The following is a 23503-nucleotide window of genomic DNA, read 5'->3' as shown; positions in this document are numbered from 1 at the left end:
AAGCGCCCTCACGAGGGGCGGAAAGGAGCGATCGATGAGGATCAGCGTCCCCACCGAGATCAAGAACAACGAGTACCGCGTCGCCCTCACGCCTGCCGGCGTGCACGACCTGGTCGCCGCGGGGCACGAGGTGTTCGTGCAGCGCGGGGCGGGTACCGGCTCCTCGATGCCCGACGACGAGTACGCCGCTGCCGGAGGGACCCTGCTCGACGATGCCGCCGAGGTGTGGGCTCGAGCGGAGCTGCTGCTGAAGGTCAAGGAGCCCATCGAGAGCGAGTACGTGCACTTCCGCTCCGACCTCGTGCTGTTCACCTACCTGCACCTGGCCGCCGACCGCCCGCTCACCGACCGCCTCATCGCCGACGGCGTCACCGCGATCGCGTACGAGACCGTGCAGCTCGCCGGCGGCGGTCTGCCGCTGCTCGCGCCGATGAGCGAGGTCGCCGGACGCCTCGCACCCACGGTGGGAGCGGCGACGCTGATGCGCTCGGCCGGCGGGCTCGGCCTGCTCATGTCGGGCGTGCCTGGTACCCGGCCCGCACGGGTCACGGTGATCGGCGGCGGTGTCGCCGGGGCCAACGCCGCGATGATCGCGGCCGGTCTCGGATCGGACGTCACCATCTTCGACACCAACATCCAGCGCCTCCGGTTCCTCGACGACCACTTCCAGGGGCGCATCAAGACGGCTGCCTCCAACCCCCTCGACCTCGACCGCGCGGTCGTCGACTCCGACCTCGTCGTGGGGTCGGTGCTCATTCCCGGTGCGAAGGCGCCCAAGCTCGTCACGAACGACATGGTCGCCAGGATGCGGCCGGGCTCGGTGCTCGTCGACATCGCGGTCGATCAGGGCGGCTGCTTCGAGGACACCCGCCCGACGACCCACGCGGACCCGACGTTCCCGGTGCACGGCAGCGTCTTCTACTGCGTCGCGAACATGCCGGGCGCGGTGCCGAACACCTCGACCTCGGCCCTCACGAACGCGACGCTCCCCTACATCCGCCAGATCGTCCGGCACGGGTGGGCGGGCGCGCTGCGGGCCGATCCCGCGCTCGCGGCAGGTCTCAACACCGTGGGCGGCGCGGTGGTGAACGCCGGCGTGGCGGCGGCGCACGGCATCCCGCTCGCGCCGCTCGACGCCGCCCTGGCCTGAGCCCGCTTCGTTCGCCTGTCGCAATCTGCACCGAACCCCGCAGATCGCGACAGGTGAGCGGGAGAAGACGACGAGCCCGGGGGCTCCCGACGGTCCGCGTTACGCGCGGCCGCCGTCGACCGAGCGGTAGAACTCGCCGGGATCCTCCGGGACGAGGATCTGCGTCTCGCGGTTGAGGCTCTCCCCGCGGAAGAACCGCTTCGAGCGCGGGAACAGGAACCAGATCAGCATGAGCACGACCCCGAGCGCCAGCGCGCCGATGCCGAGCACGAACGTGCCGCCGATGCCGAGCAGCACCGTGTAGCCGTAGTCGACGTCGTACATGTCGATCGCGGACTGCACGAACGCGTACGTGAGCATCAGCGCGCCGAGCAGCGGCAGCAGCCCCTTGTAGAAGAAGTCCCGCGCCGACGTGAACAGGTCGCGGCGGAAGTACCAGACGCACGCGTACCCGGTGATCGCGTAGTAGAACGCGATCGCGAGGCCCAGCGACAGGATCGAGTCCTGCAGGATGTTGTCGCTGATGAGCGTCATCCCGACGTAGTAGACCGAGGCGACGATCCCCATCACGAGGGTCGAGAACGACGGCGTGCGATACCGCGGGTGCACGGTCTTGAACCGCGCAGGAAGGGCCCGGTACGCCGCCATCGCGAGGGTCCCCCGTGCCGTCGGCAGGATCGTGGTCTGCGTCGAGGAGATCGCCGAGATCATCACGGCGACCACCAGCACCCAGCCGAGCGGACCGAGCAGGCCGTCCTTGACGGCGAGGAAGAAGTCGTCGGCGTTGGCCTCGTTGCCGAGGCCGGTCCCGGTCTCGCCGAGCCCCGCGTACATCATCGCCGCGACGGTCACCGAGACGTAGGTGAAGAGCAGGATGATCGTCGTCAGCAGCGCTGCACGGCCGGGGATGCGAGTGGGATCCTTCGTCTCCTCGTTCAGGGCGAGGCAGGTGTCCCATCCCCAGTAGATGAACAGCGCCAGCAGGATCGCCTCGATGAAGCCGCTCCAGTCGGTGAAGGCGAACGGGTTGAACCACGACCAGTCGAACGGCGTCGGATCCGGCGCCGTCCCCGCGAAGAAGTGCCAGAGCGCGGCCACGACGAAGATCGCGAGGGCGAGGTACTGGATGCCGAGCAGGATGTTCTGGATGCGTTCGCCGATCTCCACGCCGCGCCAGCTCACCCAGGTCATCGCGGCGATGAACACGACGCCGGTGGCCGTGACGAGCGGCACGTTGTCGGCGAGCAGCGCGTCTTCGGGGGTGCGCGCGATGCCGTCGATGAGCGCCCAGAAGTAGATGCCGGCGATCTGCGCGAGGTTGGCGAGCACGACCATTCCGGCCACCGCGACGCCCCAGCCGCCGAGCCAGCCCACCCACGGTCCGAAGGCCTTGGTGCCCCACGTGAAGGTGGTGCCGCAGTCGGGCACGGCGTTGTTGAGCTCGCGGTACGCGAAGGCGATGAAGAGCATCGGGATGAACGCGATGACGAAGGCGATGGGCGCCTGGGCGCCGACCGCGAGGACGACGAACCCGAGGGTCGCGACGAGGGAGTAGACCGGCGCGGTGGAGGCGAGTCCGATGACGGTGGAGCCCCACAGCCCCAGCGTGCCGGCTGCCAGTCCCTTTCCGTCGGGTCGGGAGAGGATGATCGGCGTCGTTGCCATACCGCGACCGTAGAACCGCGGGACGGGCCGGTCAAGCCAGTCACTCGAGCGCCACCCGCACCGCGGAATCTCCCGGCACGTGCAGCCACGCCCGCGCACGCCCCGGCTCGCAGTACGGCGGCAGTGCACGCTCACCGGTGAGCATGCGGTAGTCGGCGAGGCAGCCGGCGTCGATGACGAGCTCGTGCTCGGCGCGCACCTCGGTCAGCAGCCGCCAGTGCCGCTGCCAGTCGTCCACGTCTCCGACGACCACCACCGGCGCGTCGTCGGCGTGCAGGTGGGCGCCGAACTCCGCGGGAGCCACGACGTGGGTGCCGTGGGATGCCCAGTCGGCCAGCACATCGCGGATCCCCGCGGGCGAGCGCACCACGACGCCGGCGAGAGGATGCTGCGGACGCCACGTCGCCGGAGTGCGCGTGCGCGGGGGACCCGCCTGCTCGGCCGTGCGGGCGACCTGCACGGCGGTGCCGTCCCAGCGGCCCCGCCCGGGCGGGCAGCGTGCGGCGAAGTGCTCAGGTTCGCCGCCGAGCGAGACGTGCTCGACCCGCGACACCGTCCCGAGGATCAGCCGCCTCGGCAGCAGGTCGGCGACCCGGGCGATCGCGCCGTTGAGTCGCTGCGCCGACGCCAGGACGAGCATGCCCGCGTCGCCGGCCAGACGTACGAGCCGCTCGATCCGGTCGTGCAGCTCGTGGGCGTAGTCGAGCGGGAGGCCGCCGCCGAGCGCGTCGAGATCGTCGATCACGATCACGGCACCGGCGCGGGGCGCCTCGACGAGCGACGTGACCGCATCCCATGCGCCCTCGCCGTGCCGCGGCACCCACACGACGGACGACGCCTGCGCCGCCAGGGTGTGCAGCGCCGTCGTCTTCCCCGCACCGGCCCTGCCCACCACGAGCACGCCGCGGTCGGCAGCCGAGATCACGAGAGGATGCTGGCGCTGCTGCTCCGGCTCATCGGCCAGCCCCAACGCGAGCCCGCCGGTCGGGACCTGCGCGGTGATCTCGGCCAGCGCCAGCTGCTCGGGAAGCGCAGGCAGCCACGGCCGGCGGAGTGGCGCACCCTGCCGCGCGGTGCGGGCGGCGGCGACGTCGGAGGGTGCCGAGAGCGCGACGCGGAAGCGCTGCGGCGCTCCGTCCGAGGCGCGCCGCAGCAGCGCGACGCCACGCCCGGCCTGGCCGCCGTCCAGGCGCGCGGCCTCGTCGCCGCCGATGACCGCGCGGCTGTCGGTCGCGTCGGTGACGCGCAGGCTGATCCGCAGCGGACAGTTGGCGAGCAGACCGTCGCGCACCACTCCCGTGATCCGCTGGGTGCCGAGGATCAGGTGGATGCCGAGCGCCCTCCCCCGTGCGGCGACGTCCGCGAACAGCGCGTGCAGCTCCGGCCGCTCGCCGAGCAGCGCGGCGAATTCGTCGACGACCACCACCAGCCGGCCGAGCCCGGCGGCCGGGTCGAGCACGTCTCGCGCACCGGCCGCCGCGAGCGCGGCCTCCCGCCGCCTGATCTCGGCCCGGAGGCTCTGGATCGCGCGCAGCGCGCCCGTTCCGTCGAGGTCGGTGATGACGCCGGCCACATGCGGCAGCCCGGCCAGCGGATCGAAGGCGGTGCCGCCCTTGAAGTCGGCGAGGAGGAAGGCGACCTCGTCCGTCGAGTGGGTCGCAGCGAGCGCGAGCACCCACGTGACGAGCAGCTCGCTCTTGCCGGCACCGGTCACGCCCGCCACCACCGCGTGCGGCCCGTCCGTGACCAGGTCGACCACGACCGGCTCCCCGCCGCGCGCACCGATGACGGCGGGGAGCCCTCCCCGCCGTGCGGGCGGTGCGTCGCGCAGCAGCGGCCCGAGCGCGACCGGCGGCTCGGCGGTCTGACCGATCCCGATCCGCGCGGCGCGGGCAGCGAGGCCGCCCGCGAGCGCCTCGGCCTGGTCGCGCCCGACCGCCTCGACGCTGATCTCGTGCGCGCTCCCGTCGTGGTCGAGCAGGGCACGCGCCGGCGAGAGCACCGTGAGCAGCGCACCGCAGCGGGGCGGGACGGGTGCGCCGGGGGCGAGATGCATGAGCACGATGTCGGCGTCGTCGGGTGCGGCGTCACCCGGACCCGTGATCGCGAGACGGACGGGCGCGGCGATCTCGCGGTGCGGCAGCATCCGCATCCAGGCACCGTCGTCGGCGGGACCCGCGACCACCCGCACCGCTCCAGGGGGCAGGGCGAGGCACAGCTGCAGGGCGAGCGCGCGGACGACGGCGGCAGCCAACGCCCCGCCGCCGCGCACGGCCAGCCCGGCGGACAGGGGGACGAGCACCGGAGCGCGGTCGAGCCGCCGCGCCCTGCGCCGCAAGTGCTCCGACTCCTCGTCGAGACCGCCCCCTGTGACCGACACGGTGCTGCCGACGGTTCCCGCCCCCACGACCCACACGCCCTCCCGGCCCGGGACGGCGCGCCACACCTCGTCGTCCCGTCGCACGTATCCGAGGACGTCGCGGTGGCGCGCCCAGAGGTCGGCCCGCTCAGCCGCCTGCCGACGATCGACCTGCGCCCCGACCCGCAGCCGCGCCGCGGCGGCGTCGGCCAGGGCACGGGCGCGTTCCCGACGCAGGGCGCGCGCCGCGTCGAGCACCGTGGCGCCGGCGATCAGCGGCCCCAGGGCGGCCAGCCAGAGCGCCGCGATCCATCCGGTCACGAGCCACAGCACCACGGCCCCGGCGATCGGGACGAGGGCGGCGATGATCGGGACCGGCGGCCGGGCGGGCGCGGTCCACGGCGGCGGGAGACTCAGCGGCTCCGCGCCGTCGACGAGCTCGTCGAACGCGGATGCGGACGCCACGGACGGCGCGGAGCGGGGAGCCATGCCCCCACCCCATCATCGGCGTGCGCGCCGGCGCCGGCCGGACGCTCGGTCGGTGGAGGGGTGCGGTCAGTCGGCTGCCGGGGAGGAGCCGGCGACGTCCAGCACGATGATCGTGATGTTGTCGCGGCCGCCGTTCTCCAGCGCCGCCTCGAGCATCGCCGAGACCGCGGCGGCGGGGTCGGCGTTCTCGGCGAGGAAGTGCTGGATGCCGTAGTCGGTGAGCTCCTTGGTGAGCCCGTCCGAGCAGACGACGAACCGGTCGCCGTCGACCACGTCGAGCCGCACGTAGTCCGGGGTGACGCCGTCGCTCGGGCCGACCGCGCGGGTGATCACGTTGCCGTAGGGGTGGTTCTCCGCCTCCTCCGGACTGAGCTTGCCCGAGGCGATGAGCTCCTGCACCACGGAGTGGTCGGTCGTGATCTGCACGATCGCGCCGTCGCGCACGAGGTACACGCGGGAGTCGCCGATGTTGAGCGTGACCCAGGTCGCCTCGTCGCCAGAGGTGTCCAGGAACACGCCGGTCACCGTCGTCCCCGTGCCGTCGTCGGTCGCCTCCGGATGGGAGGCGATGTCCTTGACGGCCTTGGCGAGGGCCTTCTCGATGGTCTTCGGCGAGACGGCGCCGGCGGCGACCACCGCCTGCAGCCGCTCGACGGTGCTGGTGCTGGCGATCTCGCCGCCGATGTGCCCGCCCATGCCGTCGGCGACGACGAAGAGCGGGTAGGTGGCGAGAACGGCGTCCTGATTGACCTCGCGGCGGCGCCCGGTGTGGGTGGCCTCCGCCCAGGACAGCGTGAGTGTGGTCCCGTGTGTGGAGACCGTGCGGGACTGGGTGGTCACCTGGGGCACGCCCTGTCCTCCCATGATTCGGCTGCCGCGTCGGGGGAGCGGACCGCACGGGGCGGATCCTGCGGCGTGTTCACATACTAGTGGACGGGCTCGGACTCCTCTTCGACCGGCGCCTCGAACTGTGCGTTGTAGAGACGCCAGTACGCTCCGCGCGCGGCGAGCAGCGCATCGTGGTCGCCCTGCTCGACGATCGCGCCGTTCTCCATCACCAGGATGAGGTCGGCGTCGCGGATCGTCGAGAGCCGGTGCGCGATCACGAACGCGGTGCGGTCCTCCCGCAGCCGCGACATGGCGCGCTGGATGAGCAGCTCGGTGCGGGTGTCGACCGAGCTGGTCGCCTCGTCGAGGATCAGGAGACGCGGGTCGGCCAGGAACGCCCTCGCGATGGTGACGAGCTGCCGCTCCCCCACGCTCAGGTTGGTGGCCTCGTCGTCGAGCATCGTGTCGTATCCGTCGGGCAGCGCGTGGACGAACCGGTCCACATAGGCGGCGGTGGCAGCGGCGAGGAGCTCCTCCTCCGTCGCGCCCGGCCGGCCGTAGGCGATGTTCTCCCTGATCGTGCCGGCGAACAGCCAGGTGTCCTGCAGCACCATGCCGGTGCGCGCGCGCAGGTCGCCCCGCGTCATCCCGCGGGTGTCGACCCCGTCCAGGGCGATGCGACCGGAGTCGACGTCGTAGAACCGCATGATGAGGTTCACGAGGGTCGTCTTGCCTGCGCCGGTCGGACCGACGATCGCGATGGTGCTGCCGGGCATGGCCTCCAGGGAGAGCCCCTCGATGAGCGGCTTGTCCGGCAGGTAGCGGAACGACACGTCGTCGAACTCGAGGTGACCCGCATCCGCCGGCGCGGTCTGCGCGTCGTCGGCATCGGGGGTCTGCTCCTCCTCGTCCAGCAGCTCGAACACGCGCTCGGCGCTGGCGATGCCCGACTGGAGCAGATTGGCCATCGATCCGAGCTGGCTCAGCGGCTGCGTGAACTGACGGGAGTACTGGATGAAGGCCTGCACGTCGCCGATCGACATCAGCCCGCCCGCCACCTGAAGGCCGCCGACCACGGCGATGGCGACGTACACCAGGTTCCCGATGAACATCATGGCCGGCATGATGATGCCGGAGATGAACTGGGCGCCGAAGCTGGCCTGGTAGACCGCGTCGTTCTCGGCGCGGAAGTCGGACTCGACCTCCCGCTGGTGCCCGAAGACCTTCACGACGGCGTGACCGGAGAAGGTCTCCTCCACACGGGCGTTGAGGACGCCGGTCGCCGCCCACTGGGCCACGAACAGCTTCTGCGACCGCTTGGCGACCACGACCGTGATGAGGATCGTGAGCGGGATCGTGACCAGCGCGATCATCGCCAGCAGCGGTGAGATCACGAACATCATGACCAGGACGCCGATCACGGTCAGCAGCGAGATGACCACCTGCGAGAGGGTCTGCTGCATGGTCTGGCCGATGTTGTCCACGTCGTTGGTGACGCGGCTGAGCAGCTCACCGCGCTGCACCTTGTCGAAGTAGGACAGCGGCAGGCGGTGGATCTTCTCCTCCACCTGGATGCGCAGCCGGTTCATAGCACGCTGCACGACGCCGTTGAGGATGCGGGCCTGCAGCCAGCCGAACAGGCTCGCGAGCAGGTAGATCACCAGCACGAGCCCGAGGATCCAGCTGAGCCGGGCGAAGTCGACGCCCGCACCCGGCGTGAAGTCCATCGCGGAGAGCATGTCGGCCTGCTGCTGGTTGCCCTGCGCGATGAGGCCGTCGATGACCTCCTGCCTGCTCATGCCCTCGGGGACCTGCAGCGAGACGAACCCGGCGAACACGATGTTCGTGCCCTCGCCGAGGATCTTCGGACCCGTCACGCTGAGCGCGACGCTCAGCACGCCGAACACGAGCACGGTGATGAGCTGCGGCATGTCGGTGCGCAGCGTGCCGAGCAGCCGCTTTGCGCTCGGGCCGAAGTTCTGCGCCTTGGCCCCGGGGGGAACCATGCCGCCCATCGGGCCGCGGGGGCCCGCGGGGCCGCGTGCGGGAGCCGCGACGGGACGGGATGCCTGCGAGCCGCTCATGCTGCCTCCTCCGCCGCGAGCTGCGAATCCACGATCTCTCGATATGTCTCGCAGGTCTCCACCAGCTCGTCGTGCGAGCCGAGGCCGACCATGCGGCCGTGGTCGAGGACGACGATCTGGTCGGCGTGTCGGATCGTCGACACCCGCTGCGCGACGACGATCCGCGTGGCATCCGGCAGGCTGCGGTCGAGCGCGCGGCGGAGCGCCGCGTCCGTGGTGAGGTCGAGCGCGGAGAACGAGTCGTCGAAGATGTACACCTCCGGCCGTTTCACCAGCGCCCTGGCGATGGCGAGCCGCTGCCGCTGGCCGCCCGAGACGTTCGTGCCGCCCTGCGCGATGGGCGCCTGCAGCTGCTCAGGCAGCGAACGGACGAAGCCGTCGGCCTGGGCGAGCCCCAGCGCGGTCCACAGCTCGTCGTCCGTGGCCTCCTCGTCGCCGTAGCGGAGGTTGGAGGCGACGGTGCCCGAGAAGAGGAAGGCGCGCTGCGGCACCAGGCCGATCCGCTCCCACAGCTCGTCGGGGTCGTAGTCGCGCACGTCCACGCCGTCGAGCGACACGGTGCCGGCCGTCACGTCGAACAGCCGGGCGACGAGCCCGATGAGCGTCGTCTTGCCCGCACCGGTCGATCCGATGATCGCGGTGGTCGTCCCCGGCTCCACCGAGAAGGTGAGATCGTGCAGCACGGCGTCGTCCGCACCGGGATAGGCGAAGTCGACGTGGTCGAAGGCGATGCGCCCCGCCGGTGCGGGCGCGTCGACCGGGGCGAGCGGCGCCTCGACCGACGGCGACGTCTCGAGCACCTCGCCGATGCGGTTCGCGCAGACCGCCGCACGCGGGATCATCACGAACATGAACGTCGCCATCATGACGCCCATGAGGATCTGCATCAGGTAGTTGAGGAACGCGAACAGGGTGCCGACCTCGACGCCGTTCTCCTGCACCTGGATGGCGCCGAACCAGATCACCGCGACCGACGACAGGTTCATGACCAGCATGACCGCGGGGAACATCAGCGCCATCAGGTTGCCGGCACGGAGGGCGGTCGACATCACGTCTTCGCTGGCCCCCGTGAACCGCGCCCGTTCCTCGCGCTCGCGGACGAAGGCCCGCACGACCCTGATGCCGGTGAGCTGCTCGCGCATGATCTGGTTGACCCGGTCGATGCGCGCCTGCATCTGCGTGAAGGCGGGGACCATCCGGACGACGATGAGCGAGACGATGACCAGCAGAACCGGCACGGCGACCGCCATCAGCCAGGACAGACCGGCATCCTGCCGCACGGCCATGATCACGCCGCCGATGGCGAGCATGGGCGCCGACACCATGACCGTCGCCGACATCTGCACGAGCATCTGCACCTGCTGCACGTCGTTGGTGTTGCGGGTGATGAGCGAGGGCGCCCCGAACTGACCCACTTCGCGCTGCGAGTAGGCGACGACCCGGTGGAAGAAGGCGGCGCGCAGGTCGCGGCCCATTCCCATCGCGAGTCGCGACCCGAAGTACACGGCGATGATCGAGCAGACGACCTGCACGAGGCTCACCAGCAGCATGACGCCGCCGGTCCGCCAGATGTAGTCGATGTCGCCCGTGACGACGCCTTCATCGATGATGTCGGCGTTCAGCGTGGGGAGCATCAGCGAGGCGACGGACTGCGCCAGCTGGAACACGATGACGGCGACGATGAGCGGCCAGGCGGGGCGAAGATATCGCACCAGGAGCTTGCCGAGCACGTTGTTCCCTTCCGGTGCGCCACCTCGTCCTGGGAGCGGACCGCGCACGAAGAATGACGCTACGCCCGGCTCGGGCCGAGGGCCAACCTCGACGCGTACGCCGTGGGCGAACCCCGCCCCGCGGCGCGTCAGACCTTCGCGCCTGGGTCCTCCGGGAGCGGCAGGAGCGCGTCGATGGCCGCCAGGTCATCGGCGTCGGGGGTCCAGGCGCTGCCCGCGGCGGCGTTGGCGCGCACCTGCTCCGGGGTCGTCGCGCCGGCGATGACGCTCGACAGGGCGGGGTGCGACAGCATCCATCCGTACGTGGCCTCGAGCATCGTGATGCCACGCGCGTCGCAGAACGACTGGAAGGCCTCGAGGGCGTCCCACGGGGCCTCCTGCCAGACGTGCTGACGCTGACGCATGATGCGCGAGTCCGCGGGTGCGTTGTCGCGGCTGAACTTGCCCGTGAGCAGCCCGTTGTGCAGCGGGAAGAACGGGAAGAAGCCGACGCCGAACCGCTCGGCGGCCGGCAGCACCTCCCGCTCGGCGGCACGGGCGAGCAGGCTGTAGTGGTTCTGCGCGGAGACGAAGCGGATGCTGTGCCGCTCGCGCGCGACGAGCTCGGCCTCGGCGATCTGCCACCCGGTGAAGTTCGAGTGCCCGACGTAGCGCACCTTGCCCTCGCGCACGAGCTCTCCGAGCGCGTCGAGCGTCTCGTCGATCGGCGTCTTCGGGTCGGGCGTGTGCAGCTGGTAGAGGTCGATCCAGTCGGTCTGCAGGCGCCGCAGCGACGCCTCGACGGCACGACGGATGTAAGTGCGCGATCCCTTCGAGGCCCCGGAGATGCCGGCGGGGAACGCCGAGTGCCCGAACTTCGTCGCCAGCACGACCTCGTCGCGGCGGCCCTTCAGCGCCTCCCCCATGAGGGTCTCGCTCAGCCCGGGCTCACGGCCGTAGATGTCGGCGGTGTCGAGGAACGTCACCCCGGCGTCGATGGCGGCGTCGAGCACCGCGCGGGTGCCGTCGAGCGTCTCGGTCTTCGTGCCGGCGCGGCCGAAGTTGTTGCAGCCGAGGCCGACGGAGGAGACGAGGAGCCCGGAGGCGCCGACGCGGCGCAGGGGAACGGCGGAGGTCATCCCCCCACGCTACCCGCGGTCAGGGGCGCGGGGCGTTCGGGTCGGCGGGCGGCTCCGGCGATGCGGGCGGGGCCGCAGGGGGCTCCGGTGCGTCGGGCGCTGCGGGAGGCTCGGGCGCTGCGGGAGGCTCGGGCGCTGCGGGCGGTGCCGGCGGCTCTGCTGCCGCGGGCGGAGCTGCGGGCGGCGGCGCGGCAGGCGATGCAGGAGGCTCGGTCGAGGCCGGCGGGGCGGCGGGCGGGGCAGCCGGCGCGGCCGGCGGCGGCGTGTACCCGGCGGGGGGAGCCGGCGGCTGGTACCCGGCGGGCGGGGCAGCCGGCGGCTGGTATCCGGCGCCCGGTGCGGGCGGCTGGGGGTAGGCCCCCGGCGTGGTCACCGGGTTCGGCGGGAAGCCGCCGGCGGGGACCTGTTCCGGGATGCCCGCCCACTGCGTCCGGTCGGCGAGGAAGCCGTTGCCGGCCCAGGGCGCGGCCGGGACGGCCGTGTTCCAGCGTGACCGGTCGAACGCGAGGATGCCGAGCCAGACGAACGGCAGGAAGAAGTACAGGATCAGCCACACGGCCTCCTTCTGCAGCTTCAGCCCGACGCGCCACGCGGCCAGCAGGGAGACGATCTGCACGAGGAGGAAGAGCACGCCGTTGAGGCCGGGCACCCACGAGAGCACGATCGCGACGCCCCAGGCGATCAGGATGAGCCACGGGCTCAGATCGCCGAGCTTGGAGAACACCATGTAGTTGTACACGGGCACCCATGCGCGCCAGCGCCCCTGCACACCGGCCTTGTCGAAGACCTTCATCAGGAACCAGGCCGACACGACGTACAGGGCGACGGCCAGCAGGAACGTGATGAATCCGAACACGGCCAGGAAGGCCAGAGCGCCGGTGTTGTCGTAGTAGCCATCCATGGCAGTCTCCTCGGGCGGGCGGTACGGGGTGCTCCCTCGTGCCGCCATGCTATCGACGGCGACGCACCGTGAACAGGGTGCGATCCTGCCTCAGGCGAACAACTCGATCTCGCCCCGTGCACCCGCACGCGCCTCGAGTCCGGCCGACGCCGCCCACCGCAGGAATCCGCGGGCGCTGCCGATCCGCGGACGATCGCTCGCGAGACGACGCACCAGCGCGCCCTTCGCGTGCTTGTTGAAGTGGTTGAGCGCGCGGACCGCGCCGTCCGCTCCCCCGCTCACGACGCGGACGTAGACGGAGGGCACGGTTCCGGCGACCGGGCCGAGGGCGACGTACGCCTCGCTGCGCAGGTCGAGCACGAACGACGGCTCGGCGCCGGCGATCGCGGTGGAGACCGCATCCGCCCAGACGGTCGTGAGTGCCGGAAGGCCGGGCAGGCGCGCTCCCGCCCCGAGGCGGTACGCCGGGATCGCGTCGAGGGCGCCGACCGGTCCGAGCGGCGCGGAGTGCACGAGGACGTGCCGCCCGAGCCAGCGCCGCGACGTCGGATCGAGGGATGCGGCGTCCAGCGCATCGAAGAGCACGCCCGTGTAGCGGTCGACGGCGGGCATGGTCGGCGCGGTGCGCAGTTCGCGGTTCACGGCGACCTGGTCGCGCTGCGTCGGGCCGAGCTTCAGCACGCGCGCGGCGAGCTCATCGTCGGCGGAGAGCGCGATGAGGGCGTCGAGCGTGGCGGCGCGCTGCGGTGCGAGTCCGGGCAGCGCGAGCGCGGAGACGTCGAGCGGTGCGCCGGAGCCGCCGGCGCGCTTCGTCTCGGACGGGGGAAGGAGGATCAGCATCTGCAACAGCGAGAAACCACATCCCGTTCGAGACACCGCGCCTGGCGGTGCGTCTCGGACGGAATGTGGTTTCTCGCGGAGTGGTGTGGCTCAGGCGACCAGCGCGGCGTTGCCGGCGACGATCATGACCTCATCGCCTTCGACGGAGAGGAACCCGTCCTGCGCGTTCGCGATGACCTTCCCGCCGGAGGTCTCGGTGATGCGCACCTGACCTTCGGCGAGGATCGCCAGCACGGGCTCGTGGCCGGGCATGAAGCCGATCTCGCCGAGGATCGTCTTGGCGACGACGAGCGACGCCTCTCCCGACCAGACCTCCGCATCCGCGGAGACGAGGCTCACTTTGAGCGGCATGATCAGCCGTTCTCCTTCTGGATCTTCGCCCACTGCTCTTCGACGTCCGAGATGCCGCCGACGTTGAAGAACGCCTGCTCGGCCACGTGGTCGAAGTCGCCCTTGACGATCGCGTCGAACGACTCGATGGTCTCCTTGATCGGGACCGTGGAGCCCTCGACGCCGGTGAACTTCTTCGCCATGTAGGTGTTCTGCGAGAGGAACTGCTGGATGCGGCGGGCGCGCGACACGACGACCTTGTCCTCTTCGGACAGCTCGTCGACACCGAGGATCGCGATGATCTCCTGCAGCTCCTTGTTCTTCTGGAGGATCTGCTTGACGGCCGTGGCCACACGGTAGTGGTCGGCGCCGATGTAGCGCGGGTCGAGGATGCGGCTGGTCGAGGTCAGCGGGTCGACGGCCGGGTAGAGGCCCTTGGACGCGATCTCGCGCGAGAGCTCCGTGGTGGCGTCGAGGTGCGCGAACGTGGTCGCCGGCGCCGGGTCGGTGTAGTCGTCGGCGGGGACGTAGATCGCCTGCAGCGAGGTGATCGAGTGACCGCGCGTGGACGTGATGCGCTCCTGGAGCACACCCATCTCGTCGGCGAGGTTGGGCTGGTAGCCCACGGCCGAGGGCATGCGGCCCAGCAGCGTGGAGACCTCGGAGCCCGCCTGCGTGAAGCGGAAGATGTTGTCGATGAACAGCAGCACGTCCTGGTTCTGCACGTCGCGGAAGTACTCCGCCATCGTGAGCGCCGAGAGGGCGACGCGCAGACGCGTCCCCGGCGGCTCGTCCATCTGGCCGAAGACGAGGGCGGTCTTGTCGAAGACGCCCGCCTCCTCCATCTCCTTGATGAGGTCGTTGCCCTCACGGGTGCGCTCGCCGACACCGGCGAACACGGACACGCCGCCGTGGTCCTGCGCGACGCGCTGGATCATCTCCTGGATGAGGACGGTCTTGCCGACACCGGCACCGCCGAACAGGCCGATCTTGCCACCCTGCACGTAGGGGGTGAGGAGGTCGATGACCTTGATGCCGGTCTCGAACATCTGGGTCTTCGACTCGAGCTGGTCGAAGGCGGGAGCCTTGCGGTGGATGCCCCAGCGCTCGGTGATCTCGACGGTCTCGCCCGGCTCCCCGTTGAGGATGTCGCCGGTGACGTTGAACACCTTGCCCTTGGTGATGTCGCCGACGGGCACCGTGATGGGGCCGCCGGTGTTGCGCACCTCCTGGCCACGGACGACGCCGTCGGTGGGCTTCAGCGAGATGGCGCGGACGAGGTCGTCACCCAGGTGCTGGGCGACCTCGAGCGTGATCTCGTGGGACTCGTCGTCGATCGTGATCGTCGTCTTGAGCGCGTTGTAGATGTCGGGGATCGCATCGTGCGGGAACTCGATGTCGACGACGGGTCCGGTGACGCGCGCGACGCGACCGACGACCGTGGTCTCCGTCTTCTCGACGCTGGCGGTGGGAGTCATTGTCTTCGTCTTCTCTTTCGTGTGGTCTACTTGCCCGACGCCAGAGCGTCGGCGCCGCCGACGATCTCGGCGATCTGCTGCGTGATCTCGGCCTGGCGCGCGTTGTTGCGCAGGCGGGTGTAGTCGGTGATGAGGTTGTCTGCGTTGTCGGAGGCGGACTTCATCGCCTTCTGCGTCGCGGCGTGCTTTGCTGCCGACGACTGCAGGAGGGCGTTGAAGACGCGGCTCTGGATGTACACAGGCAGGATCTGGTCGAGCACGACGCCCGCCTCTGGTTCGAACTCGTACAGCGGGTACACCTGGGCCGGCTCGCTCTCGTCGGCCTCCACGACCTCCAGCGGCAGCAGGCGGACCCGTTCGGGCGACTGCGTCATCATGCTGACGAAGCGGTTGTAGACGAGATTGATCTCGTCGACGCCGCCCTCGTCGCCGCCGCGGTCGTAGGCGTCGAGCAGGACGCCGGCGATCTCCTCCGCGGTGGAGAAGTGCGGGGTGTCGGTGTCGCCGACCCACTCGGCCGCGGACTCGATGCGACGGAACTGGAAGAAGCCGACGGCCTTGCGGCCGACCAGGTAGAACACCGGCTCCTTGCCCTGCTGCCGCAGCAGCTCGGCAAGCTCCAGTCCCTCACGCAGGATCTGCGAGTTGAACGCGCCGGCGAGGCCACGGTCGGACGCGAAGATCACGACCGCGGAGCGGCGGATCTGCGGACGCTCGTGCGTCAGCGGGTGCTCGATGTTCGAGTGCGTCGCCACGGCGGCGACGGCCCTGGTCACGGCTCGCGCGAAGGGGGACGACGCGCGCACACGCGCCATCGCCTTCTGGATGCGCGAAGCCGCGATGAGCTCCATCGCCTTCGTGATCTTCTTGGTCGTCTGAGCAGAGGTGATCTTCTGCTTGTAGACCCGTAGTTGTGCGCCCATTGTCGTAGTCTCGGCCCGCTGTTAGCGGCGGCCCTTGACGATCTTCTCCTGGTTGACGTCGCCCTCGGCCGCGGCAGCGACCTCTTCGTGACCGGGGTTGTCGATGGCCTGACCCTTGCCGGACTGGAACTCGAGGATGAAGGTGTCGGTGACCTTCTCGAGCTCCGCCGCGGTGTCGTCGTCCAGGACGTTCGTCTCGCGCAGCGTGTCGAGGATCGACGTGTTGCGACGGACGAAGTCCAGGAGCTCGCGCTCGAACGCGAGCACGTCCTCGACGGCGATCGAGTCGAGCTTGCCCTTGGTGCCGGCCCAGATCGAGACGACCTGCTCCTCCACCGGGTACGGCGAGTACTGCGGCTGCTTCAGCAGCTCGGTCAGACGTGCGCCGCGCGCCAGCTGGCGGCGGGACGCCGCATCCAGGTCGCTCGCGAACATCGCGAACGCCTCGAGCGAGCGGTACTGGGCGAGCTCGAGCTTGAGCGTGCCGGAGACCTTCTTGATCGACTTGACCTGGGCGTCGCCGCCGACGCGCGACACCGAGATGCCCACGTCGACCGCGGGACGCTGGTTGGCGTTGAACAGGTCGGACTGCAGGAAGATCTGGCCGTCGGTGATCGAGATCACGTTGGTCGGGATGTACGCCGAGACGTCGTTGGCCTTGGTCTCGATGATCGGCAGACCCGTCATCGAGCCGGCGCCGAGCTCGTCGGACAGCTTCGCGCAGCGCTCCAGCAGACGGGAGTGCAGGTAGAACACGTCGCCGGGGTACGCCTCGCGGCCCGGCGGGCGGCGGAGCAGCAGCGACACGGCACGGTAGGCCTCGGCCTGCTTCGACAGGTCGTCGAAGATGATCAGGACGTGCTTGCCGTCGTACATCCAGTGCTGGCCGATGGCCGAGCCGGTGTACGGGGCGAGGTACTTGAAGCCGGCCGGGTCGGATGCGGGGGCCGCGACGATGGTGGTGTACTCCATCGCGCCGGCGTCCTCGAGCGCGCCCTTCACCGAGGCGATGGTCGAGCCCTTCTGGCCGATGGCGACGTAGATGCAGCGGACCTGCTTCTCGGCGTCGCCCGACTCCCAGTTGGCCTTCTGGTTGATGATCGTGTCGATCGCGATCGCGGTCTTGCCGGTCTGGCGGTCGCCGATGATCAGCTGGCGCTGGCCGCGGCCGACCGGGATCATCGCGTCGATGGCCTTGATGCCCGTCTGCAGCGGCTCGTGCACGCTCTTGCGCTGCATGACGCCGGGCGCCTGCAGCTCGAGGGCGCGGCGGCCGTCGGTGACGATCTCGCCGAGGCCGTCGATCGGGGTGCCGAGCGGGTCGACGACGCGGCCGAGGTAGCCGTCGCCGACGGGGACCGAGAGGACCTCGCCGGTGCGGGTGACCTGCTGGCCGGCCTCGATGCCGGAGAATTCGCCGAGGACGACGACGCCGATCTCGTGCTCGTCGAGGTTCAGCGCGAGGCCGCGGGTGCCGTCGGCGAACAGGACGAGCTCGTTCGCCATGACGCCGGGCAGGCCCTCGACGTGCGCGATGCCGTCGGCCGCGTCGATGACGGTGCCGATCTCGGTCGCCGCTGCGCCGGTGGGCTCGTATGCGGCGACGAAGTCTTTCAGCGCGTCACGGATGACGTCGGGGCTGATGGACAGTTCTGCCATTGTCTTCCCTTTGTGTGTAGTACGTGTGGTGGGGCCTGAGCCCCGAAGCTTGTCCGCCGTCCGGCGGGAAGTCCAGGTCAGCCGGCCAGGCGCTGGCGCAGGTCGGCGAGACGCGAGGACACGCTCGCGTCGATGACGTCATCGGCGATCTGCACGCGCAGGCCCCCGACGACGCTCGGGTCGATGACCGGGTTGACGGCCACGGGCGAGTCGTAGCGCTTGGAGAGCGCAGCGCCCAGACGCTCGAGCTGCGCGTCGCTGAGCGCGGTCGCGGTGATCACCGTGGCGACCATGCGCCCGCGCTGATCTGCGACCAGCCCGGTCGCCCACGTCAGCAGGCGACGAGCACGGCGCCCGCGCGGCTGCTGCACGAGCGACGAGACGATGAGCGCCGTCGCCGCGCTGGCGCGGCCGTCCAGGAGCGTCGAGACCAGGACGCCCTTGGCCGCGGCGTCGCCGCCACGGCTGCCGAGCGCGAGCTCGAGCTCGGGGTTCTCGGCGATCGTGCGCGAGAACCGGAAGAGCTCGGCCTCGACGTCGGCCTCGGGTGCGGCCACGGCGGCCGCGCGGACCGCGGTCTCCTCGATCGCCTCGACGAGGTCGGCCGCGTTCGACCACCGCTGCGCGACGACCGTCTTCAGCAGCGAGACGGTCGTCGGCTGCAGCGAGCCGAACACGTCGGCGATGACCTTCTCCCGCAGGGCGGGAGCCGCTGCGGCGTCAGCCAGCGCGCCGCTCAGCTGCGACGAGCCGCCGACGACGCGAGAGGCCGCGAACAGCTCGCCGGCCACCCGGAGGTCGACGCCGGACGCATCGGCGAGTGCCGACGACGTCGTCGCGAGTGCCTGAGTGGTCGCGCTGCCCATTACTTCGCCGCCGTTTCGGACGCTTCGATCTCAGCGAGGAAGCGGTCGACGACGGCCTGAGCCTTCGCGTCGTCCGACAGGGTCTCGCCGATCACGCCGCCGGCCAGGTCGAGCGCCAGGGTGCCGACCTCGCTGCGCAGCGACACGAGCGCCGACTGGCGCTCCGCCTCGATCTGCGAGTGGGCGGATGCGGTCAGTCGCGCGGCCTCGGAGGTCGCAGCATCCTTCGCCTCGGCGACGATCTTCTTGCCGTCCTCGCGGGCGGCATCGCGGATCGCGCCTGCTTCCTTGCGGGCGTCGGCGAGCTGGGCGGTGTACTCCTCCAGCGCCGCTTCGGCCTTGCGCTGAGCCTCGTCGGCCTTCGCGATGTTGCCCTCGATCGCGGCGGAGCGCTCATCGAGCATCTTCTTGAAGCGCGGCAGAGCCACCTTCCAGAAGATGAAGAGGATGACGACGAAGCAGACCGCCGACCAGATGATGTCGTACCACGCGGGAATGAGAGGGTTGTGCGTTTCCGCACCCTCTTCCGCGGCGTACCGGACAAGAGCGTTCAGCATCCTGTCTCCTTAGGACTGGTGGTGGCGATCAGACGAAGATGTAGAAGGTGGCGATGCCGATGAAGGCGAGCGCCTCGGTGAAGGCGATACCGATCCACATGAGGACCTGCAGGCGGCCGGCCAGCTCGGGCTGACGGGCGACGCCCTCGATCGTCTTGCCGACGACGATGCCGACGCCGATGGCCGGGCCGATGGCTGCGAGGCCGTAGCCCATCGTCGCGACGTTGCCGCTGAGCTCGGCGAGAACCGTAGTTGCGTCCACGGATTTTTCCTTTCGGTTGAGGGCGGCTTCCGGCCGACCCGCTTAGTGCTCTTCCGCGACTGCGAGCTGGATGTAGACCGCGGTGAGGAGAGCGAAGACGTACGCCTGGAGGACGGCCACCAGGATCTCGAACAGGGTGAAGACGAACCCGAAGGCGAGGCTGCCTGCGGCGAGGATCGACCACCACCCGCCCAGCTCGAACAGGAAGAACTGCGTGGCCGAGAAGAACAGCACCAGCAGCAGGTGGCCGACGATCATGTTCATCAGCAGTCGCAGCGTGAGCGTGACGGGCCGGATGATGAAGGTCGAGATGAGCTCGATCGGCGTCACGATGATGTAGATCGGCCACGGCACGCCGGTCGGGAAGAGCGCGTTCTTGAAGAAGTTCTTCGGGCTCTTCTTGATGCCGGCGTAGATGAAGGTCACATAGCTGACGACGGCGAGCAGCAGAGGCACCGCGATGATGCTCGTGCCGGCGATGTTCAGGAACGGGATGATGCCCGTGATGTTCATGAACAGGACCATGAAGAAGATCGTCGTCAGGATCGGCAGGAAGCGATCGCCGTCCTTGCGGCCGAGCAGGTCGTGCGCGATGTTGTTGCGGGCGAAGCCGAGGCCCAGCTCGACGACGTTCTGGAAACGGCCGGGCACGATGCGCATGCGGCGGGTGCCGAGCCAGAAGATCAGCACGATCGCGATCGTCGCGATGAACTGGATCAGGTGGATCCGGGTGACCGGGATTCCCGCGATGTCGAAGAGGACGGCCGGGAAGAACTCATCGATCGACGGCCCGTGGAAAACGGGCGGTTCATCCACGGCAATGGGGGCGATCAAGGTCGCAGCTTGAGTAAACAGCGCTGGCTCCAGCTCGGCGGGCACCGGGGTGAGCCGGTGGACGTTGGTCGGTGAGCGTCATCCGCGATTCGCTCTGTTCGAGCGGGCGGGCGCGGATCAACCCTATCAAACTCAGCGGGGTGCTGAGTGCCCGCTGGGAGCCTCGTCGGGCCCGTCCTCCGGGTTGTGCGAGGGCAGCTCCACGTCGATCTGCGGAACGCGCATCCGCAGCAGGGTGACCACGTCGATCGCGAGCGAGGCCAGCACGCTGGTGACGAGCGAGAAGAAGAAGACGGTGTCGTTCACCCACTCCTGCCCGCGCAGCACGATCAGCACGACGATGAACACGACGAACTTGAGGATCCAGCCGCCGAGCACGATGCCGAAGAACAGCGGGACGTAGAGCGGATCGCCGTACCAGCGGTTGGCGATCAGGATGCTGAGGCCGGTGATGGCGAGGAAGACCGCGCCGACGAGCACGCCGATGAGCGCGCTCCACAGGCCGGGCGCCTGTCCGACGGCGTAGCCGATGAGCCCGCCGACCACGGCGAGCGCGGCGGTGACGATGCCCGACCAGATGAGCGTGGTCCGCAGGATCGGCGTGCTGGTGACGGGGTTCGGGGTCATCGGGTGCTCTCCGGTGCGGTGACGGCCGACCGCGTGCCGGCCGGGAGGAAGGTGACGGTGAGGCAGGCGGCGGCGCCGGCGATGCCGAAGCCGAGACCGAGGAGGTACTCCCCCGGCCAGTTCGCGGTGGTGCCGATGAACATCAGCAGGAACGACAGGCTGACCACGGAGGTCCACGCGTAGAAGATCAGCACGGCGGCACGGTCGCTGTGGCCCATGTCCAGCATCCGGTGGTGCAGGTGCTTGCGGTCGGGCGAGAAGGGCGATTTGCCCGCGCGCATGCGCCGCAGCACCGCAAGCCCGAAGTCGAGCAGCGGGAGCAGGACCACGACCACCGGCAGCAGGATCGGAATGAAGGCACCGAGCAGCTGGGACCGACCGAACTCGTCCGAGCCGAGGACGGACGGCGGCAGCAGCCCGGTGATCGCGATCGCCGAGCAGGCCATCAGCAGCCCGAGCATGAGTGCGCCCGAGTCCCCCATGAACAGCTTCGCCGGCTTCCAGTTCAACGGCAGGAACCCGGCGCACGCGCCGATGAGCGCCGCGGCCAGGAACGTCGCGAGCGAGAAGTTGCTCGTGGTGAACTCGCGCAGCAGCAGGTACGAGTACACGAAGAACACGCTGTTCGCGATGAGGCAGACGCCCGCCACGAGCCCGTCGAGACCGTCGATGAAGTTGACCGCGTTCATGACGATGACGATCGCGAAGACCGTCAGCACGATGCTGAGCGTGCTCGAGCCGACCGCGATGCCGCCGATCGGGAGCGAGAGGATCTGCAGCCCGCCGAACCAGGCGACGATCCACGCGGCCAGGAACTGGGCGGCCAGCTTGATCGTCCAGTCCAGGTCCCACAGGTCGTCGGCGACCCCGACGAGCACGATCAGGAACGTCGCCCCGAGGATCGCCCACGGGCGCTCCGGCTCGACCCAGAAGATCTGGAAGTTCTCCATCTGCGACGAGACGGCGAACGCGACCACGATGCCCAGGAACATCGCGATCCCGCCCAGACGCGGCGTCGGGGTCTTGTGCACGTCGCGCTCGCGGATGCCGGGATACAGCTTGTAGCGCATGCTGAGCCGCCACACCGCCCACGCCAGCACCAGGGTGAGCGCGGCGGTGAGCAGGATGATGAAGAGGTGGTTCCTCACTCGGAGCCGCCCGCGTACGGTTCGAGCAGGTCGCCGAGCACCTCGCCGAGGCGGTCGCGGCTGACGGCGCCCTCCCGGAGCACGCGGACGCGTCCGTCGCCGCCGACCAGGCCGGTGGCATCGATGATGGTCGAGGCGATACCCGTGTCGCTCGGGCCGTCGTCGAGGTAGACCGCGATGCTGTCGCCGAGCATGTCCTCCGCGTCGATCGCCATGATCGCGGCGGCCTTGCCCGTCAGGTTGGCGCTGGACACGGCGAGGGGGCCGGTGTCCTCGATGAGCTCGAGCACCAGCCGCTTGTCGGGCATGCGCACCGCCACCGTGCCGTGGGTCTCGCCGAGGTCCCAGGTCAACGAGGGCTGCGCGGGCAGCACGATCGTGAGGCCGCCTGGCCAGAACGCGGCGACGAGCCGCTCGACGGCCTCAGGCACCTCGGCGACCAGGGCACGCAGCATCCCCTCCCCCGACACCAGGACGGGCGGCGGCGCCTGGCGTCCGCGGCCCTTCGCGTCGAGGAGCCGCTGCACGGCGGCGGGGCTGAACGCATCGGCGGCCACCCCGTACACCGTGTCGGTGGGGACGACGATCAGCTCGCCGCGCGCGATCGCCTGGCGCGCCTGTCGCAGGCCGGGGAGCAGCTGCGCCTCATCCCGGCAGTCGAAGAGGGAGGACATGTCGGCTCCAGTCTAGGCGGGCGACCTGGGCGGCACCGGGTCAGGGATGCAGGGCGGTGGTCGCCCGGTCTCGCTGGGTCAGGTCGACGTGGGTCGCGGCAGCGCGCCAGCCGTCCGCGGTGAGGATCGCGCGGATCTGCTCACCCTGCCATTCGCCGTGCTCGATCACGATCATCCCGCCGGGGTGCGCGAGGCGCAGACCCACGCCGCTGAGCACGCGCACGACGTCGAGGCCGTCCGCCCCGCCGTACAGCGCCGCCGGCGGGTCGTACAGGCGCACCTCCGGGTCGCGCGGGATGGCCGCATCCGGGACGTAGGGCGGGTTGGACGCGACGACCGAGACGGTGCCGTCGAGCTCGGCGAACGCATGCTCGAGGTCGATGAAGTGCAGCTCGGCGTTCTCGGCACCCACCTCGGCGAAGTTCTCCTTCGTCCACACGAACGCGTCCACCGAGTTCTCTGCGGCGAACACCCGCGCATGCGGCACCTCGGTGGCCATCGCCAGTGCGATCGCGCCGCTCCCCGTCCCCAGGTCCACCGCGATCGGAGCGGGGGATGCTGCGGCCCGCAGCGCGTCGACGGCCAGCTGCGCGACCATCTCGGTCTCGGGCCGGGGCACGAAGACGCCCGGTCCGACGCGCAGGTCGAGGTGGCGGAACGGCGCACGGCCGGTGAGGTGCTGCAGCGGCTCACGGGCGGCACGGCGCTCGACCAGCTCGGCGAACGCGGCCGCCACGGCCCCGTCGAGCGCGTCGCCGCGGATCGCCGCGGCCTGGACGGCGCCGCGGCTCGTCGCGAGCGCGTGGGCGGCGAGCAGCTCCGCGTCGACCTGGGGATCGGGTACGCCGGCGCGCGCCAATGACTCGACGGCATCGCGGAGGGCGGCGGCGAGGGAGGAGTGCGGTGCGAGGTGTGCCATAGTGCGTCCTCCAGCCTAAGGTGCGACGCGGCGTCGCTCTGCGTCACAAATCGGGTGCGGGA

General features: G+C 70.3%; 21 protein-coding genes. 1 reads left to right on the top strand and 20 read right to left on the bottom strand.

Annotated elements, in window-relative coordinates:
* Positions 1-34 precede the first annotated feature (34 nt).
* Complete coding sequence (gene ald, locus Microterr_RS04160; protein WP_263795964.1) at positions 35-1150, top strand: alanine dehydrogenase; 1116 nt, start codon at positions 35-37, stop codon at positions 1148-1150.
* Positions 1151-1249: 99 nt separating this feature from the next.
* On the opposite strand, the gene Microterr_RS04155 is transcribed toward ald, so the two are convergent.
* The 20 genes from Microterr_RS04155 to prmC form a co-directional block, all read right to left on the bottom strand.
* Complete coding sequence (locus tag Microterr_RS04155; RefSeq protein ID WP_263795965.1) at positions 1250-2815, bottom strand: APC family permease; 1566 nt, start codon at positions 2813-2815, stop codon at positions 1250-1252.
* Between the two features lie 40 nt (positions 2816-2855).
* The gene (locus tag Microterr_RS04150) at positions 2856-5663 is read right to left on the bottom strand and encodes an FtsK/SpoIIIE domain-containing protein (protein ID WP_263795966.1); all 2808 of its coding nucleotides are present in this window, start codon (positions 5661-5663) and stop codon (positions 2856-2858) included.
* A gap of 66 nt (positions 5664-5729) precedes the next feature.
* Positions 5730-6512, bottom strand: coding sequence for a PP2C family protein-serine/threonine phosphatase (locus Microterr_RS04145; protein WP_263795967.1), 783 nt, complete (start codon positions 6510-6512; stop codon positions 5730-5732).
* Positions 6513-6589: 77 nt separating this feature from the next.
* Entirely contained in the window at positions 6590-8575 is a 1986-nt protein-coding gene (locus Microterr_RS04140; RefSeq protein ID WP_281974255.1) for an ABC transporter ATP-binding protein, read from the bottom strand.
* A complete protein-coding gene (locus tag Microterr_RS04135) occupies positions 8572-10305 on the bottom strand; it encodes an ABC transporter ATP-binding protein (protein WP_263795969.1) in 1734 nt (577 codons plus the stop codon). Before Microterr_RS04135 ends, Microterr_RS04140 begins: the two co-directional genes overlap by 4 nt.
* 128 nt (positions 10306-10433) lie before the next feature.
* Complete coding sequence (locus tag Microterr_RS04130) at positions 10434-11423, bottom strand: aldo/keto reductase (RefSeq protein ID WP_263795970.1); 990 nt, start codon at positions 11421-11423, stop codon at positions 10434-10436.
* 19 nt (positions 11424-11442) lie between these two features.
* Entirely contained in the window at positions 11443-12324 is an 882-nt protein-coding gene (locus Microterr_RS04125; RefSeq protein ID WP_263795972.1) for a large exoprotein, read from the bottom strand.
* 90 nt (positions 12325-12414) lie between these two features.
* On the bottom strand, positions 12415-13164 hold the full coding sequence (locus Microterr_RS04120; RefSeq protein WP_263795973.1) for a YaaA family protein: 750 nt from the start codon (positions 13162-13164) through the stop codon (positions 12415-12417).
* Positions 13165-13254: 90 nt separating this feature from the next.
* Positions 13255-13515 carry a F0F1 ATP synthase subunit epsilon gene (locus Microterr_RS04115; protein WP_263795975.1) on the bottom strand — a complete coding sequence of 87 codons (261 nt, stop codon included), beginning with the start codon at positions 13513-13515 and terminating at the stop codon, positions 13255-13257.
* 2 nt (positions 13516-13517) lie between these two features.
* Positions 13518-14972: a F0F1 ATP synthase subunit beta gene (gene atpD / locus Microterr_RS04110; RefSeq protein WP_263795976.1), complete on the bottom strand. Its 1455-nt coding sequence runs from the start codon at positions 14970-14972 to the stop codon at positions 13518-13520.
* Between the two features lie 26 nt (positions 14973-14998).
* On the bottom strand, positions 14999-15895 hold the full coding sequence (locus tag Microterr_RS04105) for a F0F1 ATP synthase subunit gamma (RefSeq protein ID WP_263795977.1): 897 nt from the start codon (positions 15893-15895) through the stop codon (positions 14999-15001).
* 21 nt (positions 15896-15916) lie between these two features.
* Positions 15917-17554, bottom strand: a complete 1638-nt coding sequence (gene atpA, locus Microterr_RS04100) for a F0F1 ATP synthase subunit alpha (protein ID WP_263795978.1) — start codon at positions 17552-17554, stop codon at positions 15917-15919.
* 77 nt (positions 17555-17631) lie between these two features.
* Positions 17632-18420 (bottom strand): F0F1 ATP synthase subunit delta, encoded by a 789-nt coding sequence (locus tag Microterr_RS04095; protein ID WP_263795979.1) that lies wholly within the window; start codon positions 18418-18420, stop codon positions 17632-17634.
* On the bottom strand, positions 18420-18977 hold the full coding sequence (locus tag Microterr_RS04090; protein ID WP_263795980.1) for a F0F1 ATP synthase subunit B: 558 nt from the start codon (positions 18975-18977) through the stop codon (positions 18420-18422). Before Microterr_RS04090 ends, Microterr_RS04095 begins: the two co-directional genes overlap by 1 nt.
* Before the next feature lie 28 nt (positions 18978-19005).
* Positions 19006-19239 carry an ATP synthase F0 subunit C gene (gene atpE / locus Microterr_RS04085; RefSeq protein WP_281974253.1) on the bottom strand — a complete coding sequence of 78 codons (234 nt, stop codon included), beginning with the start codon at positions 19237-19239 and terminating at the stop codon, positions 19006-19008.
* Positions 19240-19281: 42 nt separating this feature from the next.
* A complete protein-coding gene (gene atpB, locus Microterr_RS04080; RefSeq protein ID WP_263795981.1) occupies positions 19282-20073 on the bottom strand; it encodes a F0F1 ATP synthase subunit A in 792 nt (263 codons plus the stop codon).
* Positions 20074-20205: 132 nt separating this feature from the next.
* Complete coding sequence (locus Microterr_RS04075; protein WP_263795982.1) at positions 20206-20700, bottom strand: Cg1360 family ATP-synthase-associated protein; 495 nt, start codon at positions 20698-20700, stop codon at positions 20206-20208.
* Complete coding sequence (locus tag Microterr_RS04070; protein WP_263795983.1) at positions 20697-21848, bottom strand: MraY family glycosyltransferase; 1152 nt, start codon at positions 21846-21848, stop codon at positions 20697-20699. Before Microterr_RS04070 ends, Microterr_RS04075 begins: the two co-directional genes overlap by 4 nt.
* Positions 21845-22522: an L-threonylcarbamoyladenylate synthase gene (locus tag Microterr_RS04065; protein ID WP_263795984.1), complete on the bottom strand. Its 678-nt coding sequence runs from the start codon at positions 22520-22522 to the stop codon at positions 21845-21847. Before Microterr_RS04065 ends, Microterr_RS04070 begins: the two co-directional genes overlap by 4 nt.
* 40 nt (positions 22523-22562) lie before the next feature.
* Entirely contained in the window at positions 22563-23441 is an 879-nt protein-coding gene (gene prmC / locus Microterr_RS04060) for a peptide chain release factor N(5)-glutamine methyltransferase (protein ID WP_263795986.1), read from the bottom strand.
* Positions 23442-23503 lie beyond the last annotated feature (62 nt).

Source organism: Microbacterium terricola, assembly GCF_027943945.1.
GTDB lineage: Bacteria > Actinomycetota > Actinomycetes > Actinomycetales > Microbacteriaceae > Microbacterium > Microbacterium terricola.
The sequence above is the reverse complement of the archived record's forward strand: the minus strand, read 5'-3'. Positions and strand labels throughout refer to the sequence as shown.

Coding starts and splice junctions, on each gene's coding strand:
- ald (WP_263795964.1), top strand. CDS start 35: ATGAGGATCAGCGTCCCCACCGAGATCAAGAACAACGAGTACCGCGTC.
- Microterr_RS04155 (WP_263795965.1), bottom strand. CDS start 2,815: ATGGCAACGACGCCGATCATCCTCTCCCGACCCGACGGAAAGGGACTG.
- Microterr_RS04150 (WP_263795966.1), bottom strand. CDS start 5,663: ATGGCTCCCCGCTCCGCGCCGTCCGTGGCGTCCGCATCCGCGTTCGAC.
- Microterr_RS04140 (WP_281974255.1), bottom strand. CDS start 8,575: ATGAGCGGCTCGCAGGCATCCCGTCCCGTCGCGGCTCCCGCACGCGGC.
- Microterr_RS04130 (WP_263795970.1), bottom strand. CDS start 11,423: ATGACCTCCGCCGTTCCCCTGCGCCGCGTCGGCGCCTCCGGGCTCCTC.
- Microterr_RS04125 (WP_263795972.1), bottom strand. CDS start 12,324: ATGGATGGCTACTACGACAACACCGGCGCTCTGGCCTTCCTGGCCGTG.
- Microterr_RS04120 (WP_263795973.1), bottom strand. CDS start 13,164: ATGCTGATCCTCCTTCCCCCGTCCGAGACGAAGCGCGCCGGCGGCTCC.
- Microterr_RS04115 (WP_263795975.1), bottom strand. CDS start 13,515: ATGCCGCTCAAAGTGAGCCTCGTCTCCGCGGATGCGGAGGTCTGGTCG.
- atpD (WP_263795976.1), bottom strand. CDS start 14,972: ATGACTCCCACCGCCAGCGTCGAGAAGACGGAGACCACGGTCGTCGGT.
- Microterr_RS04105 (WP_263795977.1), bottom strand. CDS start 15,895: ATGGGCGCACAACTACGGGTCTACAAGCAGAAGATCACCTCTGCTCAG.
- atpA (WP_263795978.1), bottom strand. CDS start 17,554: ATGGCAGAACTGTCCATCAGCCCCGACGTCATCCGTGACGCGCTGAAA.
- Microterr_RS04095 (WP_263795979.1), bottom strand. CDS start 18,420: ATGGGCAGCGCGACCACTCAGGCACTCGCGACGACGTCGTCGGCACTC.
- Microterr_RS04090 (WP_263795980.1), bottom strand. CDS start 18,977: ATGCTGAACGCTCTTGTCCGGTACGCCGCGGAAGAGGGTGCGGAAACG.
- Microterr_RS04075 (WP_263795982.1), bottom strand. CDS start 20,700: ATGACCCCGAACCCCGTCACCAGCACGCCGATCCTGCGGACCACGCTC.
- Microterr_RS04065 (WP_263795984.1), bottom strand. CDS start 22,522: ATGTCCTCCCTCTTCGACTGCCGGGATGAGGCGCAGCTGCTCCCCGGC.
- prmC (WP_263795986.1), bottom strand. CDS start 23,441: ATGGCACACCTCGCACCGCACTCCTCCCTCGCCGCCGCCCTCCGCGAT.